The following is a 15,073-nucleotide window of genomic DNA, read 5'->3' as shown; positions in this document are numbered from 1 at the left end:
GTGGCGCCGGCACCCGCGGCCGCGAGGGCGATGAGGACGACGGCGTAGATGAGGTGGTAGTCGGCGAACGGGTTGGTCGACATGCTCGCCGACCCGTCGGACAGGTGCTGGGCCGGCGGCCACTCCGCGATCCACATCAGCGCCATCATGGCGGTGCCGGCGACCGCGGCAAGCCGCAGGCCGATGCCCGCGATCAGGGCGAGGCCGACGCCGAGCAGCCCGAGCATGAACAGCCAGTTGGCCCAGGTGGCCCCGGCCCAGTCGTGGAAGGTGGACTCCATCGGGCCGACCGCCACGCCGCTGAGGAAGCCCTTCGTCGGCGAGCCGCCGTCGATCCAGCCCTTGCCGGACGGCGTGGCGTAGCCGAAGCCGAAGGTCTTGTCGAGGAACGCCCACAGGAAGACGAAGCCGGTCAGCAGGCGGAGCCCGGCGAACACGTACGCACGGGTCGCCGTCGCGGCGGCGGTCGTCTCGGCGGCGGAGGCGGGCGCCGTCCCCGCCCTGCGCAGGGACGGGAAGCGGAATCCCGGATGCCGGTGGGGGTGGTCGTGCACTGCCATGATGCTCATCCCTTTCGAGGGGTGCGACGCGCAGAATGTGGACGACTCTCGGTGCGCCTTCAATGTCCCGCGTCGTCAACGCCCGGCGGAGGGGCTGCAGGGCCCGGCAGGCGGGCCGAACGGCCCTCTCTGCCCGGGCCCGTTGGGATCGGTCAGCCGTCCCAAGCCCAGTCGGCGATCTCTGGCAGGTCGGTGCCGTGGGCGCGGATCCAGTCGTGGTGGCGCAGCCGGGCGTCCTCCATCCGCTGGCGTACGGCGGCGGCGCGCACCGCAAGGCCGGGGACGCGGTCAATGACGTCCATGACCAGGCGGTAGCGGTCGAGGTCGTTGCGGACCACCATGTCGAACGGTGTCGTGGTGGTGCCGATCTCCTTGTAGCCGCGCACACGAAGGTTCTTGTGGCCGGTGCGGCGGTAGGCGAGCCGGTGGATCAGCCACGGGTAGCCGTGGTAGGCGAAGATGACCGGCTTGTCCGGCGTGAAGAGCCCGTCGTACTCGAAGTCGCTCATGCCGTGCGGGTGTTCCTCGCTCGGCATCAGCCGGGCGATGTCGACCACGTTGACGACGCGGACGGCGAGTTCGGGCAGGTGCCGGCGCAGCAGCTGGGCGGCGGCCAGGATCTCCTGGGTGGGCACGTCGCCGGCGCAGGCCAGCACCACGTCCGGCTCGCGGCCGTTCTCGGTGCCCGCCCAGTCCCAGATCCCGGCGCCGCGCGCGCAGTGGACCTTGGCCTGCTCCATCGTCAGCCAGTCGAAGCAGGGCTGCTTGCCGGCCACGATCACGTTGACGTAGTCGCGACTCCTGAGCGCGTGGTCGGCCACCGAGAGCAGGGTGTTGGCGTCCGGCGGCAGGTAGACCCGTACGGCCTCGGGACTTTTGTTGAGGATGTGGTCGACGAAGCCGGGGTCCTGGTGCGAGAAGCCGTTGTGGTCCTGGCGCCAGACGTGCGAGGTGAGCAGGTAGTTGAGGGAGGCGATGGGGGCGCGCCAGGGCAGGCGCTGGGTGACGCGCAGCCATTTGATGTGCTGGTTGACCATCGAGTCGACGATGTGCACGAACGCCTCGTAGCAGGAGAAAAGTCCGTGCCGGCCGGTCAGGAGGTAGCCCTCCAGCCAGCCCTGGCAGGTGTGTTCGGAGAGGATCTCCATCACCCGGCCGTGCCGGTCGAGGTGTTCGTCCACGTCGAGGGTGTCGGCCTGCCACGCCTTGCCGCTGGCGGCGTAGACGGCCTGGAGGCGGTTGGAGGCGGTCTCGTCGGGGCCTACGAGGCGGAAGTCCCGCCGGTCGGTGGTGGCGCGCATGACGTCTTCCAGCAGGTCGCCGAGGACGCGGGTGGGTTCGTGCAGGGTCGCTCCGGGTTTGTCGACGGAGACGGCGTACCGCTCCAGCGGGGGCAGGGGCAGTTCGCGCAGCAGCAGGCCGCCGTTGGCGTGCGGGGTGGCGCCCAGGCGGCGGGCACCGTCCGGGACGCAGGCCAGGACGGCGGGTACGGGACTGCCGTGCTCGTCGAACAGCTCCTCGGGGCGGTACGAACGCAGCCACGCCTCCAACTGCCGCAGGTGATCCGGGTTGTCGCGGACGGCGGACAGGGGGACCTGATGGGCGCGCCAGGTGCCTTCCACCGGCAGCCCGTCGACTTCGGCCGGGCCAGTCCAGCCCTTGGGGGTGCGCAGCACGATCACCGGCCAGCGCGGGCGCTCGGTCGCGCCGTCCTCGCGTGCGGCGCGCTGGAGCGCGGCGATGCGGTCCAGGGCGGTGTCCATGGCCTCGGCCATCGCGCGGTGGACGGCGGTCGGGTCGTCGCCGGTGACGTGGATCGGATCATGGCCGTACCCCTGCAGGAGTGCGTCGAGTTCTGGCTCGGGGAGCCGGGCGAGCACGGTCGGGTTGGCGATCTTGTAGCCGTTGAGATGGAGGATCGGCAGGACGGCGCCGTCGTGGACGGGGTCGAGGAACTTGTTGGAGTGCCAGGAGGCGGCCAGCGGGCCGGTCTCCGCCTCGCCGTCGCCGACGACACAGGCGACCAGCAGGGCCGGGTTGTCGAGGGCGGCGCCGTAGGCGTGCGAGAGGGAGTAGCCCAGTTCGCCGCCCTCGTGGATGGAGCCCGGCGTCTCGGGCGCGACATGGCTGGGGATGCCGCCGGGGAACGAGAACTGTTTGAACAGCCGGGCCATGCCGGCCGCGTCCTGGGTGATGTCGGGGTAGGTCTGGGTGTACGAGCCTTCCAGCCAGGAGCCCGCGACCACCGCGGGGCCGCCGTGACCGGGGCCCCAGATGCACAGAGAGTCCAGGTCACGGGCCTTGATGACGCGGTTGAGGTGGGTGTGCACGAGGTTGAGCCCGGGCGAGGTGCCCCAGTGGCCGAGCAGGCGCGGCTTGACGTGCTCCGGGCGCAGCGGCTCGGTCAGCAGGGGGTTGGCCATGAGGTAGATCTGGCCGACGGAGAGGTAGTTCGCGGCGCGCCAGTGGGCGTCCAGCGTCCTCAGCTCGTCGTCGGAGAGCGGGGTCGGCGTCCGCTGCGTGTCGACGGACATCATCGGGTCCCTTCCGGATCGGGGTCGGTCGGAGGTGCATGCGGGTCCGTACTTCCCCACCCTCCCCCGGTCCGTCGGGTACCCGCCAGGGCCGACCGGGCCATCCCGGGACCGCTATATCCGTTATCCGGTCGCCGGCACGAGCACGACAGGGCAGTGGGAGTGCTGCAACAGGACATGCGCGACCGGGCCGACCGGTGGCCCGAGCCGGCCCGCGCGCCGACGCGTGCCGATGACCACGACGCCGGCCTCACGCGTGCCCGCCAGCAGGGCGTGGGCCGGGCCGGTGCGAACCGTCCGGCTGTCGACCTCGACCTGGGGATACGCCTCCCTCAGCCCGGCGATGCTGAACCGCGCCACGGCTTCTTCGGCCCGGTCGTTGCGGGCCTGGCGCTGTTGGCCGGGGCTCGTCGCGGCTACCAACGAGGGCAGTTCGGGTGCGACATGCCGGTGCGTGGCAGAGTGCACAACACGCAGCCGGACCCCGCGCCGCGCCGCTTCCTGGAAGGCATAGGCAGCTGCGGCCTCGTCGGCGTCGCTCTCCAGACCGAGCAGCACCTCACGCCCCTCGTCACAGGGATGGTCCCCACGGGCGACCAGCAGCGGACTGTGCACCTGGGCGGCCAGGCGCCAGCTCACCGACCCGGCCAGCAGACCCGAAACACTGCCGAACCCCCGTGTACCCACGACGGTGAGGGCCGCGGCCACGCTCTCCCGCGCCAGCGCCCGCACCGCGCCGTCCTCCACGGCCCTGGTCTCCACCGGCAGACCCGGGTGGCGCTCGTGGACCCGTGCGGCGGCCGACGCCAGAACCGGCCCGGCCTCGTCGCGGTCGGCCACGGCGTAGACAATGCGCAACGCGGTGCTGCGGCGCACCGCTTCCTCGGCGGCCCAGTCCAGGGCCCGTACGGCGACCAGTGAACCGTCCACTCCCACAGCCACATGACGATCAGTCATTGTCCTGTTCCCTTCTCTTCCGTGCGCAGGGTGGGCACCCCCGAAGGGGCGCCGAGTGCGGTGGCGAACTCGCGCCGATCGACTGGGCGTCGATCCCACGGCGGGTCCACGAAGGATGCTCGTCGTCCGCGGCCGCCAGGGGCAGGGACCGATGGAACCCGTCGGTACGCCGTGCGGCCCGTCCCGTCGGGACGAAGGGTCCCGGCAGGCCCTGTGGCTCGCCCGGCCGGACGAGAGGGAACCCCGGGAAGGAGAAGTGAGACCTTCAAGCGGTGAGGTCCACCCCATACAGGGTGCGTCCGCCGATGAGCTCACGCCCGGTGACCAGTTCCGGCTCGATGCGGACGAAGACCTCCTGCGGCGCGGGCACCCAGGAGACCGGACCGGTGCGGGCCAGCCGTTCGTGCTCGGAGAGGTCGGTCACCACTGCAGCCGATCCTGTGACGACAACGCTCCAGCCGGAGTGCCGGGCCGCGTCGACGTCGTCGGCCTCGAAGGCGACCACCGCGCCGTCGACCGCGCGGACCAGATCCGAAGCCGCAGAGGTGCGCAGCAGGACCGCGCCGTCGTCGTCGAGGCTGAAGTTGACCGGCAGTACGGCGGGCAGGGCCCGGCGCGTGTAGACGATGCGGCCGACGGGCACCTTGGCCATCAGCCGCAGACATTCCTGCCGCCCGAGTTCGCGGAAACCGTCGTTGGGATACATCTGCCAACCTGTCTTTCGCCTGGTACAGCGGTACTGCGTCTTGTCCAGCCTGAACCGTGTGAGGCTCGGAATGAGTGGGCCAACGGTCCCGGCCATAGCGGAGAACGACCCGTGTCACGCTGCGATCAATCCCCCAGTGGGCCCTGGCCTTCCGGGGAGGTGCTGGTCCTGCTTGGGCCAGTGGGCTGCTTCACCCCGCTCGGCAGGCGCGGCGGCTACGCCCGAACCGGACGGTAGGGCCGACCGGCCCTACCGCCACCTCGATTTGCCCTGTTGTCTCAGACCATGTCCGGAATTGACCCCAGGTCCACGCCTCACCCCACGGAACACACCGTCGGTGAAACCACCGTCGTGGAGCTGCGTGGCGAGATCGACATCTTCACCGCGCCGCCCCTCGCGGCCCGACTGGACGCCCTGACCGCCGCCCTGCACCCCGATCTGGTGCTGGACCTGCGCTCCACGGCCTTCATCGACTGCACCGGCCTGGGCGTCCTGTGCCGGGCCCGGAACCGCACCGAGGCACGGTACGGTCGGCTGCGGCTGGTCACCGACAGCGCCGGCTTCCGGCGGATCCTTCGAGCCGTGGGCCTGGCGGGTGTCTTCGAGCTGCACTCCAGCCTGAACGAAGCCCTGGCCGGTACGCCCGCGGCCGTCGCCACGGGCTGATGACCGGCCCGGGGGCCTACCGGCTCGGCAGCGCCGCATCGAGCACCGCGCCCGGGGCGCGCCGCGGGCTCTCCGCGCCTTCGGGGCCGTATCCGAGGCGGATGAGCATCTGCACGGGACCGGTCCGCCCGGGGGTCGGGCTCAGGGACCTGCGCAGGTCCGGCCACTCCAGCGCCTGGTGCAGCAGGGAGGCGCGCAGACCGTGAGCGGTGGCGAGGAGCCACACGTGCTGGAGTGCCTGGCCGGCCCGCAGCCAGTCGGCGCGGCGGTCGTGCTCGGTGATCAGCACAGCAAGTACGGGTGCCGCCTCAAAGGGTCGGGCGATCAGCCGCTCGGTGTGCCGCTGCGCGGTGAAGTCCCGCAGGGGAAGGTGTTCGCGGGCGTCCTGGGGGCCGAGCACCGCCTGCGGCAGACCCACATCGGGAGTCGGCTGCAGGTCGCGGTGCACCCAGCGGTTGCTCTCCGCGGCGCGGTCGGTGTCGACGCGGTTGCGGCGCTCCGCCTCCGCGGTCAGGCGGAGCAGCCGCCCCGTCTCGACGGGGTCGGGGAACCACAGCCGCGCGCCCTCCACCCGGGCGGCTTCCCCGAGTTCGCTGCGCAGATACGGTGCCAGCGGCCGGCCCGAGAACGGCAGGCGGCTGCTGCGCCTGCGCCAGATCGCCTCATACAGGTCGGCGCGGTGCCCTGTGGGGCGGGCAACGGACCCCGCCAGGCGCACGATGGCGAGCAGGCCGGGGTCCTCCGGGGAGGGCAACAGGCGGCCGACCGGCGACCATCCGCAGTGCGCGATCGCGACCCGGAGATTCAGCAGGCACGCCCCCACCGAAAGATGCAGGGCACGGGCTGCCGGGTCCGTGTGCCGCAGGCCGCGTTCAGGGGCGGCACGCACCTGGAACGTGGCCGACTCGGCGTCCAGGCAAAAGCGCCATGGCTGGGTGTTGTGGATCGAGGGCGCGGCGACCGCGGCCGACACGCAGGTCTCCGGAATCACGGCGTCCAGAGTTGTACTGTGCATGATGCCCTCCTCATGCGTCGGCGTAGGACAGGGGGTGCTGGTCCTACGAGCGTGGGGGCCCGGCCACGGCCCGGTGAGGGGCCGATGGTCCCGCCGCCAGGCCCGGACGGGCCACACCTCACCGAGTGAGCGGCATGCGGGAACACCCTCGCGATTCCCACCTCCGGCTCCCGTCCGGGCATAGGCGGAACGGCCCACCACCGGCTGCGCGGTGGCCCCTGCCGACACGTAGCCGCCACCAGACGGAGGTGCCGGACTCCGGGTCGAGCGCTCCCGCCCGTGCTGCCTGGTCGGCCCATGCCAAGGCTCGTTGGCGGCAGCTCAGCCGACGATCAGGTCAGGACGCACGAGCGTCCCCGACCTGCCGTGGACGGTCTCGTACGCCGCGTCGAGGGCGCCGATGGCGGCCACTCCTCCGGTACGTTCGACGAACCGGGCGGCGGCCTCCGCCTTGGGGCCCATGGAGCCGTCGGGGTAGCCTCCGCGGCGCAGGTCGTCCGGGGTTGCGTCGAGGACAGGCTGCGCGTCATGGGTGCCGTAGCCGGCGTAGACGCACGGGACGTCGGTGAGGATGAGCAGGAAGTCGGCCTTGAGGTGCTCGGCGAGCAGGGCCGCCGTGAGGTCTTTGTCGACGACCGCCTCGACGCCGGTCAGCGCGCCGGTGTCGTTGTCGGCGGTGACGGGGACGCCTCCACCGCCGGCGCACAGGACCAGGGCGCGGCTGCCCAGTAGTGCGTGGATGGTCTCGATCTCCAGGATCCGTTCGGGCGAGGGTGAGGGGACCACGCGGCGCCAGCCCCTGCCGTCCTTGGCGATGTGCCAGCCGTGCGTGCGGGCGAGGGACTCGGCGATCTTGCGGGAGTACACCTGGCCGACGAACTTCGTGGGCCGGCCGAAGGCGGGATCGTCGGCCCGTACCAGGGTGTGCGTGACCAGCGCGGCGATCCGGTGCCCCGGCAGCGCGTCGTGCAGTGCTCGGACCAGCAGCGAGCCGATCATCCCCTGTGTCTGGGCGCCGAGCAGGTCCAGCGGATAGGGAGCCCTCAGCGCCGGGTCGGCGGCGCTCTCCTCGGCGAGCAGACCGATCTGTGGCCCGTTGCCATGGGTGACGACGATCTCGTGTTCCAGGGCGAGACCGGCGATCGCCGTGGTCACCCGGTCGATGTTCGCCTCTTGAATGTCGACGTCGGGGCGTTCGCCCCGGTGCAACAGTGCGTTGCCGCCGAGGGCGATGACGATACGCATGGCTTTGGTCCTCCAGGGTGGCCACGAATACGGCGCTGTTGGTGTGCAGCCGGTTCTCCGCCTGGTCGAAGGCGACAGTTTCGCCGGCCCAGTGCTCACTGAGGTACAGGGATCCGATCAGGTCGGCGGGGCACCTCAGCCCTCTCCACGGCGGCCGGTCGGCGGTCGGCCCGACGCCGCTGCGTCCGCAGTGCCAGTGCGTCGAGCACCGCTCTCAGCACGAAAGTGACCGTCGTGGAGACCGCCAGGAGAACCGCGAACAGCTTCCAGAACTCGGAGGTCGGTGACGTAGCCACTCTGCACACCCCCTTCCACCGGGTCGTCTCTCGTCTTCATCGAACATCCAGAACTGTTCCGGCACAGGGTGCCGATGGACCCGGACGCGGGGCCGGGCGGCCCGGCCATGGGGCCGGGTGGCCCATCGCTTGGCGCAGGGCACGGGCGCACGCTGGCAATGGCACGTTCGTACGCCCTGATTGGAGGCACGTCATGAACGCTCCCGCCACGGCCGGCATGCTGCAGGCGCTCCCCGCCGAGCACCGGCAGCGGCTGATGCGCTTTGCCCGGGAGGTGTCGTTCCCCCAGGGCACCCGGCTCTTCGAGGAGGGCGGCCGCGCCGACCGGTTCTGGATCATCCGTACCGGCAGCGTCGACCTCGACATGCGCGTACCCGGTCGCCGGGCCGCCGTCATCGAGACCCTCCGGCACAACGAACTCATCGGCTGGTCATGGCTGTTCGCCCCACATGCCTGGCACCTGGGCGCCGAGGCGACCAGCCCGGTGCGCGCCTACGAGTTCGACGCCACCGCGATCCGCTCGATGTGCAAGGACGACGCCGCGCTCGGCGCGAGCGTCGCCGAGTGGGTGGGCGGCGTTCTCGCCCACCGCCTGCGCTCGACCCGCATCCGGCTGCTCGACCTGTACGCCCCCTACGGCAGCGGCAGCCTCCTGTGACGACACCGACGACACGAAGCGACAACGCCCCAGGAGGCATGATGCACGGCAGCCCGCACATCGTCAGCGACGTGATGACGCACACGGTGGCCGCCATCGGCCGTGGCGCCTCCTTCAAGGAGATCGTGCGGATGATGCAGGAGTGGAAGGTCAGCGCCCTGCCCGTCCTGGAGGGCGAGGGCCTGGTCGTCGGGGTCGTCTCCGAGGCCGACCTGCTGCACAAGGAGGAGTTCCGCGACAGCGACCCCGACCGGCACACCCAGCTGCGGCGCCTGTCCGACCTCGCCAAGGCCGGCGCGGTGACCGCCGGGGAACTGATGACCTCCCCCGCCCTCACCGTCCGCGCGGACGCCACCCTCGCGCAGGCCGCGCGGGCCATGGCACGAGCCAAGGTCAAACGGCTCCCGGTCGTCGATGAGCTGGGCATGCTGCAGGGCATCGTCAGCCGCGCCGACCTGCTGAAGGTGTTCCTGCGCGATGACGAGGAGATCGCGGAGGAGGTCCGCCGGGAGGTGGTCGCGTACCTCTTCCCCGCGCCGACGTCCGCCGCACGTGTGGCCGTGCGGGATGGCATCGTGACGCTCAGCGGCCGCATCCGGGACACGTCCCTGGTCCCCGTGGCCGCCCGTCTGATCCGCGCCGTTGAAGGAGTCGTGGACGTGGAGTTCGACGTCTCCGGGCACGGCCGTTCCTCGGAGCCGGCGCCTACTCCGTCGAGTAACAGCGAGGACGCCTCAACCTTGTGACCCACCCGAGCCCGCACCGCACTCCTCCGCACGCGGTGACTCTGGCCAGGCCGACGCCGTCGCCGCTCTCGCCGTCGCGTTCCGGACGCCTCCGGCTTCGCCGTGCTCCCTCGCCGTCGAGTCATCGCGGTGCGGCGGCGAGGCCCGATCGCTCCGGCCGAGCCGACGGCCGCCTGACAATCGTCGCCGCCACGTCGCCCACCCCTTACGCTCGCGACTGGAGCCAGTGAGTTATATGTGGCAAAAGTGACTGATTGTGTTTGTTGCCCTGGAGGAGTAATGGCTCATGTCCTCGTGGCCGACGACGACACGGACATCCAGGATCTTGTGACGTTGAAGCTCACCCAAAGCGGTCATCAGGTCACGGCCGTGGAGGACGGCACTGCGGCGCTGAGGGCGGCGCGCGAGAACACGGTGGACCTGGCGTTGCTGGACATCCGGATGCCAGGGATGTCGGGCCTGGACGTCTGCCGGGAGCTTCGCGCGGCACCCGAGACAGCGACGCTTGCTGTCATCTTGATCACCGCCAGGTCCCAGGAAGGGGACATCGAGGTGGGCTTCGCGGCCGGCGCCGACGACTACATCATCAAGCCGTTCAGCCCGCGCGAGCTGGCCAGCCGGGTCACCGCGCTGCTCAACCGTGCGGACAAATGACCGGCGTTCACAGGATGCGCGCTTCGGATGCGCACGACTCCCGCTTCATCACACAGTGACGGGATCGCGCGTTCACGCCCCGACCGCAGCCGTTCAGCCACGCGGGCTGACGCCGGTGGGGCACGGCACGACGGCGGTCACCGTCTTGCCCGCCGCTTGAACGTCGACCCGCACGTCCACCGACAGCTCCTGCACCAGATGCCAGCCGAATCCCCCCGGCCTGGTGGCATCCAGCGGCAAGAGGCGCGGCAGGACGGGGCTGGCATCGTGGACCGTGACCGCCACCGTTCCCGGCCCGGCCTCCAGCCGGAACCCGGTCACCCCATCGGCATGCCTCACCGCGTTCGTGAACAGCTCCGACACCACCAGCAGCACCGCATCACGCGCAACCCCACCCTCCGGCGCAGCAACGGACAAAAACCCGCGGGCCACGTCTCTGGCCTGCTCCGCCATCCGGAGACTGCCGTCATCGTCGAGGGGCCCGCGGACCTGTTTAGGGGGATGCGCCATCACGGTCTCCGGCGACTCGGTCCTTGAGATTCCTTCCGTCTTCCCCCGACAGATCGGATCATCCAGGAAGCACGAAGCCGTCACTCATTCGGGCGTAGTCGACCGCGGTGCACCGGCCCAGAAGCCGGACCGATGGGCCTGCGAGATCTCAGCTCGGGGTTCGAAAACCGCAGGTCACCTTCTGCGTCACCTGTCACAGCAGCCACCACAGGGAACTTCACATGGCTGTACATCAGCGAGCCCAAGGTCAGCGCCTTCTCCACGTCGTGGCTGTCACGATCCCCGGCAGCGTCACGCATTCATGTGCGTCAGCTCGTCGGCAACGTGTGCCGCCCATGTCTCGATCGCGGTGAAGTCGCGGAAGTCCCCGCCTTTTCCGTTGCGGAGGATCATCCGTGCGACCCATCCCTTCGCGCCTTCCTCCAGGCAGCCGCCGAAGGTGACGTGTTCCCTGGCGTCGAGCTCGGTCATGGCCTTCTTCACCCCGGGTACGGGCGGGATGTCCCGCTCCGAGGCCGAGGCGTCGAGCGGGCCGCTGCTGAACAGCCACAGGGGGCGTCCGGCCAAGGCGTGGCGGTGCCGACGGAGGAACCGGCGGGCGTGCTTCTGCCAGCGTCCGGCGTACAGTCCGCCACCGACCACCACGGCGTCGTACGACGCCACGCTCGCGACGGATGGGGCCGGGAGGGCCTCGACCGTCAGCCCTTCCTTGCGCAGGACGTCGGCGATGGTTTCGGCGATCTGCGCCGTCGATCCGTTCGTGGTTCCGTAGGTGACCAACACGGTGCCGGTCATGGGGATACGCCTCCTCTCACAATCGGCGCGGCCAGTCGTCGGCCACGCCGTGCAGCGCCTGTTCCGGGGTGGGCAGGTGCGCCTCGTCCAGCCGGTAGGTGAGCTGGTCGACCACGCCGACCACGCCGTCGATCCGGCGGGTCATCGACAGGGCGATCTCCGTCTCGCTCTTGCGTTCCATGTGGCCGGTGAGTGTGACAACGCCCTCCACCACGGACACGTCGATGCCGCGGGGCGCCAGCCACAGGGTGCTCACCAGTACGTCCTCGATCACCTCCTCGCGGATCTCCTTGTCGGGGCGCAGGAAGACCTGGAGCAGGTTCCGGCGGGTGACGATGCCGAAGGGGCTGGTCCTCCTCGTCGAGCACCGGCAGCCGTTCCACCTGGTGCTGGGCCATGGTGCGGGCGGCCTCGACGATGGTGTCGTCGGCGTGGGCGGTGATGGCCGGCGCGGTCATGAGCCGGCCGGCGGTGCGGGCGTTCGTCTTCGCCGCCTGCCGTCGGGCTCCGCGCGTCAGACCGGGGAACGTGAAGCGGCGGCGCGGTTCGTACGGTTCTGGGGTGGCGGCCTGGCGTGCGATCAGGTCCGTTTCGGAGATGACGCCGATGACCTTGTCGTCCTCGTCGACCACCGGCAGTCCGCTGATCCGGTGGTCCGCGAGCAGCCGCGCGACCTCCTTGAACGGGGTTCCGTACTCGGCGCGGACGACGTCCGTGGTCATCACGGAGCCTACCTTGTTGTGTTTCATGTCTGTTTTCTCCTCTGCTTCACTCAGCGGAGCCGGCGCAGATAGGGGTCCTGGGGCCTGCACGGCACCAGGCGGATCCGCGCGTCCAGCACGGTGACGCCGCCCGGTGTCGAGAGGACCGGGTTGAAGTCGGTCTCAGCAAGCTGTGGCAGGTCCGCCGCCATGCGGGACAGCCGCAGCAGCAGTTGCTCCAGCTCTTCGAGGTCGACGGGTCCGTTGCCGTGCGCGCCGAACAGGAGCGGGGCGCAGCGCGGGGTGGTGATCAGGTCGTGTACGTCGTGGTCGGTGAGCGGGGCGAGCCGGGCCGCGTGGTCGGCCAGTACCTCTGTGGCCGTACCGCCGAGCCCGAACAGGACGAGCGGGCCGAAGACCTGGTCCTGGACGACGCCGGCGAACAGCTCGGTGCCTCGGGCGGCGAGCGGCTGCAGCACGACGCCGGTCATCAGCCCGGCGAAGCGGGTCTCCAGGTCGCGGAAGGCGGCCCGGATCTCGGAATCGCCGCGCAGGTCGAGGTGGACGGCGTGCTGCTGACTCTTGTGCACCAGCCCTGGCCAGTGGGCCTTCATGACCACGCGGCCGTCGACGCCGCGCAGCCGGTCGGCGGCCAGGACCGCCTCGTCCTCGGTCTCGGCCCAGGCCCAGGGGATCTGCGGGATGCCGTAGCAGGCCAGCAGATCGGCGCAGGTGCGCGGGTCGAGCCAGCCGCCGTCAGGGTGTGCGGCAAGGTAGTCCTCGACGACTGCGTGGGCACGCTTCGTATCGACGCCGTCGAGGGCGGGGACGGTCCCGGCGGGCCGGGCGAGCCAGGCCGCACGGTGGGCAGCGTGGGCCAACGCCCGTGCCGCCGCCTGGGGTTCGGCATACGCCGGGACGGTGGCGCCATCAGCGGCGGGCAGCAGCTCGACGGGCAGGGCCTGTTCGAGCCGTACCGCGACGAGCGGCTTGGGCCGCCGGCCAGAGGTTCGGGTGAGGGCCCTCACGAGGTCGTCGCCGGTCGCCGTGGCGACTGCGGTGGGCACGAGGGCTACGAGGACGGCATCGACGCCGCCGTAGCGCATGATCCGGTCCACGCACTCGGTGAGCTGTTCCTCCGTGACGGCGGCGGTGGCGTCGACCGGGTTGCCCACGGCAGCTCCGTCCGGCAGGACGGCGAGCAGGTCGTCGATCAGCTCGGAGGTCGGCGCCGGCAGCGACAGCCCGGCCTCGGCGCAGGCGTCGGCCGCCAGGACACCGGCGCCGCCCGCATTGGTGACGATCATCACCCGGCTGCCGGCGGGCAGCGACTGCGAGTGCAACAGCGCGGCGGTTTCGAGGAGTTCGCCGACCGAGCGGGTGGCGGTGATGCCTGCCTGGGTGAACAGCGCGCCGCGGGTCATGGTGCGGGTGGCGGCGGCCGCGGTGTGGGAGGCGGCGGCGCGGCGGCCTGCGTCGGTACGTCCGGCGTCGACGGTGAGCACCGGCATGCGGCGGGTGACGCGGCGGGCCGTGCGGGAGAAGGCGCGGGGGCTGCCGAAGGACTCCAGGTGCAGCAGGGCGAGGCCGGTACGGCCGTCGCTCTCCCACCATTGGAGCATGTCGTTGCCGCTGACGTCGTACTTGTCGCCGAGGGAGGCGAAGGAGGAGACGCCGATGCCGAGCCGGGACAGCCCGTCGAGCAGGGCGATGCCCACGCCGCCGGACTGTACGGCGACTCCGGCGGTGCCGGGGCGCGGGTGGCCGGCGGCGAAGGTGGCGTCGAGGCAGAGTTGGGGGGCGGTGTTGGAGATGCCGAGGCAGTTGGGACCGACGAGCCGCATGCCGTACGAGCGGCAGGCCGCCAGCAGGGCGTGCGCCTGGCCGGCGTCCAGACCCGCCGTGACGACCAGCAGGGCCCGTACACCCGCTTTACCGCACTCCTCGGCGGTCTCCGGGACCGCGGCGGCGGGTACGGCGACGACGGCCACGTCGGGTGTCTTGGGCAGGGCGCTGACGGACGGGTAGGACGGCACGCCGAGGATCGAGTGCGCGGCGGGGTTCACCGCGAACAGCCGCCCGGTGAAGCCGCCCGCGTGCAGCTGGTGCAGGACCGCCCGGCCCACCGAGCCCGGCTTGCGTCCAGCGCCGACGACGGCCACCACGTCCGGCTGCAGCAGCGGCCGGAGGCTGGCGACGTTGGCGGCCCGGCCGCGTTCCTCGACGGCCGTGAGGTAGGTGTCGCTCTGGTCGAGTTCGATGGTGCAGCGCACCTCTGGGCCCTCGAAGCGGCGGGCGGTGCGCAGGCCGAGGTCGGCGAAGAGCCTCAGCACCTCGTGGTTCTCGCTGAGCGCGTCGGCCGTGAAGGTCGTGATGCCCTCGGCGCGGGCCGCAGAGACGAGGTGCTCCACGAGCAGCGTGCCCACCCCGCGGTGGTGCAGCCCATCGGCAACGGCGATGGAGACCTCGGCCACCGCCTTCTCGTCCCCGGTGTCGTACTCGGCGATGCCGATCACCCGGCCCTGCGTCTCGGCCAGCAGTGCCCGGTAGCCAGGGTGCGCCCGGGCGCAGGCCCGGTCGGCGGCCAGACGGGCCGACCGGTGGCTCGCGGCGAAGAAGCGCAGGCGCAGGTTCTCCGGGGACATCTCCTCGTAGAACCCCTCCAGCTGGTCGTGGTCGCCGGGCAGCGCGGAACGGATGCACACGGTGGTGCCGTCCGCGAGCAAAGCGTGGACGGGTGGTCGGTCAGTCACGTCGTGCGTCATCGCGGGACTCCTCCAAACCTCTTGACGCATCGAGCATCCGGCGGATCGGGGGGTGGTCCCATGGGCTGTCCGGGGGCGATATGAGGGCCGATTGGCCCAAGGTTTCGCCGGTCGGCCCGGCAAGCCGACCCGAGACCGACCAAACCGCCGCTCGGCTGCCGAACACGGATGGGGGCGCGCCACTTCTTGCCGGTCAGTACGGTGCTGTCCCGGTCCATGACCGGGGCGCGATGATGACGTTGGAGTCATCGATGTAGGTCATCGG

At 71.1% G+C, this 15,073-nt stretch carries 13 protein-coding genes and 1 pseudogene; 4 read left to right on the top strand and 10 right to left on the bottom strand.

Annotation, left to right across the window (positions count from 1 at the left end):
* The 4 genes from STRIP9103_RS08040 to STRIP9103_RS08025 all read right to left on the bottom strand — a co-directional run.
* On the bottom strand, positions 1 to 560 hold a 560-nt coding region (locus tag STRIP9103_RS08040), incomplete at its 3' end, for a DoxX family membrane protein (protein ID WP_048819910.1).
* Between the two features lie 152 nt (positions 561 to 712).
* The gene (locus tag STRIP9103_RS08035) at positions 713 to 3,094 is read right to left on the bottom strand and encodes a phosphoketolase family protein (RefSeq protein WP_048819909.1); all 2,382 of its coding nucleotides are present in this window, start codon (positions 3,092 to 3,094) and stop codon (positions 713 to 715) included.
* A gap of 123 nt (positions 3,095 to 3,217) precedes the next feature.
* Complete coding sequence (locus tag STRIP9103_RS08030; RefSeq protein ID WP_009302942.1) at positions 3,218 to 4,051, bottom strand: universal stress protein; 834 nt, start codon at positions 4,049 to 4,051, stop codon at positions 3,218 to 3,220.
* A gap of 265 nt (positions 4,052 to 4,316) precedes the next feature.
* Positions 4,317 to 4,757 carry a pyridoxamine 5'-phosphate oxidase family protein gene (locus STRIP9103_RS08025; RefSeq protein WP_009302968.1) on the bottom strand — a complete coding sequence of 147 codons (441 nt, stop codon included), beginning with the start codon at positions 4,755 to 4,757 and terminating at the stop codon, positions 4,317 to 4,319.
* Positions 4,758 to 5,042: 285 nt separating this feature from the next.
* Here STRIP9103_RS08025 and STRIP9103_RS08020 point away from each other — a divergent pair, with 285 nt between their 5' ends.
* On the top strand, positions 5,043 to 5,423 hold the full coding sequence (locus tag STRIP9103_RS08020; protein ID WP_078613836.1) for an STAS domain-containing protein: 381 nt from the start codon (positions 5,043 to 5,045) through the stop codon (positions 5,421 to 5,423).
* Between the two features lie 16 nt (positions 5,424 to 5,439).
* On the opposite strand, the gene STRIP9103_RS08015 is transcribed toward STRIP9103_RS08020, so the two are convergent.
* Both STRIP9103_RS08015 and STRIP9103_RS08010 read right to left on the bottom strand, forming a co-directional pair.
* A complete protein-coding gene (locus tag STRIP9103_RS08015; protein WP_009302980.1) occupies positions 5,440 to 6,438 on the bottom strand; it encodes an Acg family FMN-binding oxidoreductase in 999 nt (332 codons plus the stop codon).
* A 321-nt stretch (positions 6,439 to 6,759) separates the two neighbouring features.
* Positions 6,760 to 7,683, bottom strand: coding sequence for a carbamate kinase (locus STRIP9103_RS08010; protein ID WP_009302946.1), 924 nt, complete (start codon positions 7,681 to 7,683; stop codon positions 6,760 to 6,762).
* A gap of 489 nt (positions 7,684 to 8,172) precedes the next feature.
* Between STRIP9103_RS08010 and STRIP9103_RS08005 the strand changes: the two genes are divergently transcribed.
* From STRIP9103_RS08005 to STRIP9103_RS07995, 3 genes are all read left to right on the top strand, one after another.
* Positions 8,173 to 8,637, top strand: a complete 465-nt coding sequence (locus STRIP9103_RS08005; protein ID WP_009302966.1) for a cyclic nucleotide-binding domain-containing protein — start codon at positions 8,173 to 8,175, stop codon at positions 8,635 to 8,637.
* A 41-nt stretch (positions 8,638 to 8,678) separates the two neighbouring features.
* A complete protein-coding gene (locus tag STRIP9103_RS08000) occupies positions 8,679 to 9,383 on the top strand; it encodes a CBS domain-containing protein (protein WP_009302935.1) in 705 nt (234 codons plus the stop codon).
* Positions 9,384 to 9,677: 294 nt separating this feature from the next.
* Positions 9,678 to 10,037, top strand: a complete 360-nt coding sequence (locus STRIP9103_RS07995; RefSeq protein WP_199790520.1) for a response regulator transcription factor — start codon at positions 9,678 to 9,680, stop codon at positions 10,035 to 10,037.
* Between the two features lie 93 nt (positions 10,038 to 10,130).
* Here the strand turns inward: STRIP9103_RS07995 and STRIP9103_RS07990 are convergent, their stop codons facing one another.
* From STRIP9103_RS07990 to STRIP9103_RS07975, 4 genes and pseudogenes are all read right to left on the bottom strand, one after another.
* Positions 10,131 to 10,490, bottom strand: coding sequence for an ATP-binding protein (locus STRIP9103_RS07990; RefSeq protein WP_009302922.1), 360 nt, complete (start codon positions 10,488 to 10,490; stop codon positions 10,131 to 10,133).
* 348 nt (positions 10,491 to 10,838) lie between these two features.
* A complete protein-coding gene (locus STRIP9103_RS07985; RefSeq protein WP_009302982.1) occupies positions 10,839 to 11,342 on the bottom strand; it encodes a flavodoxin domain-containing protein in 504 nt (167 codons plus the stop codon).
* 16 nt (positions 11,343 to 11,358) lie between these two features.
* A pseudogene (locus STRIP9103_RS07980) lies at positions 11,359 to 12,091 on the bottom strand (CBS domain-containing protein).
* 23 nt (positions 12,092 to 12,114) lie between these two features.
* Complete coding sequence (locus tag STRIP9103_RS07975; protein ID WP_009302974.1) at positions 12,115 to 14,808, bottom strand: bifunctional acetate--CoA ligase family protein/GNAT family N-acetyltransferase; 2,694 nt, start codon at positions 14,806 to 14,808, stop codon at positions 12,115 to 12,117.
* Between the last annotated feature and the right edge of the window lie 265 nt (positions 14,809 to 15,073).

This window comes from Streptomyces ipomoeae 91-03 (assembly GCF_000317595.1).
GTDB classification, from domain to species: domain Bacteria; phylum Actinomycetota; class Actinomycetes; order Streptomycetales; family Streptomycetaceae; genus Streptomyces; species Streptomyces ipomoeae.
This window is presented reverse-complemented; position numbering and strand designations above follow the sequence as displayed.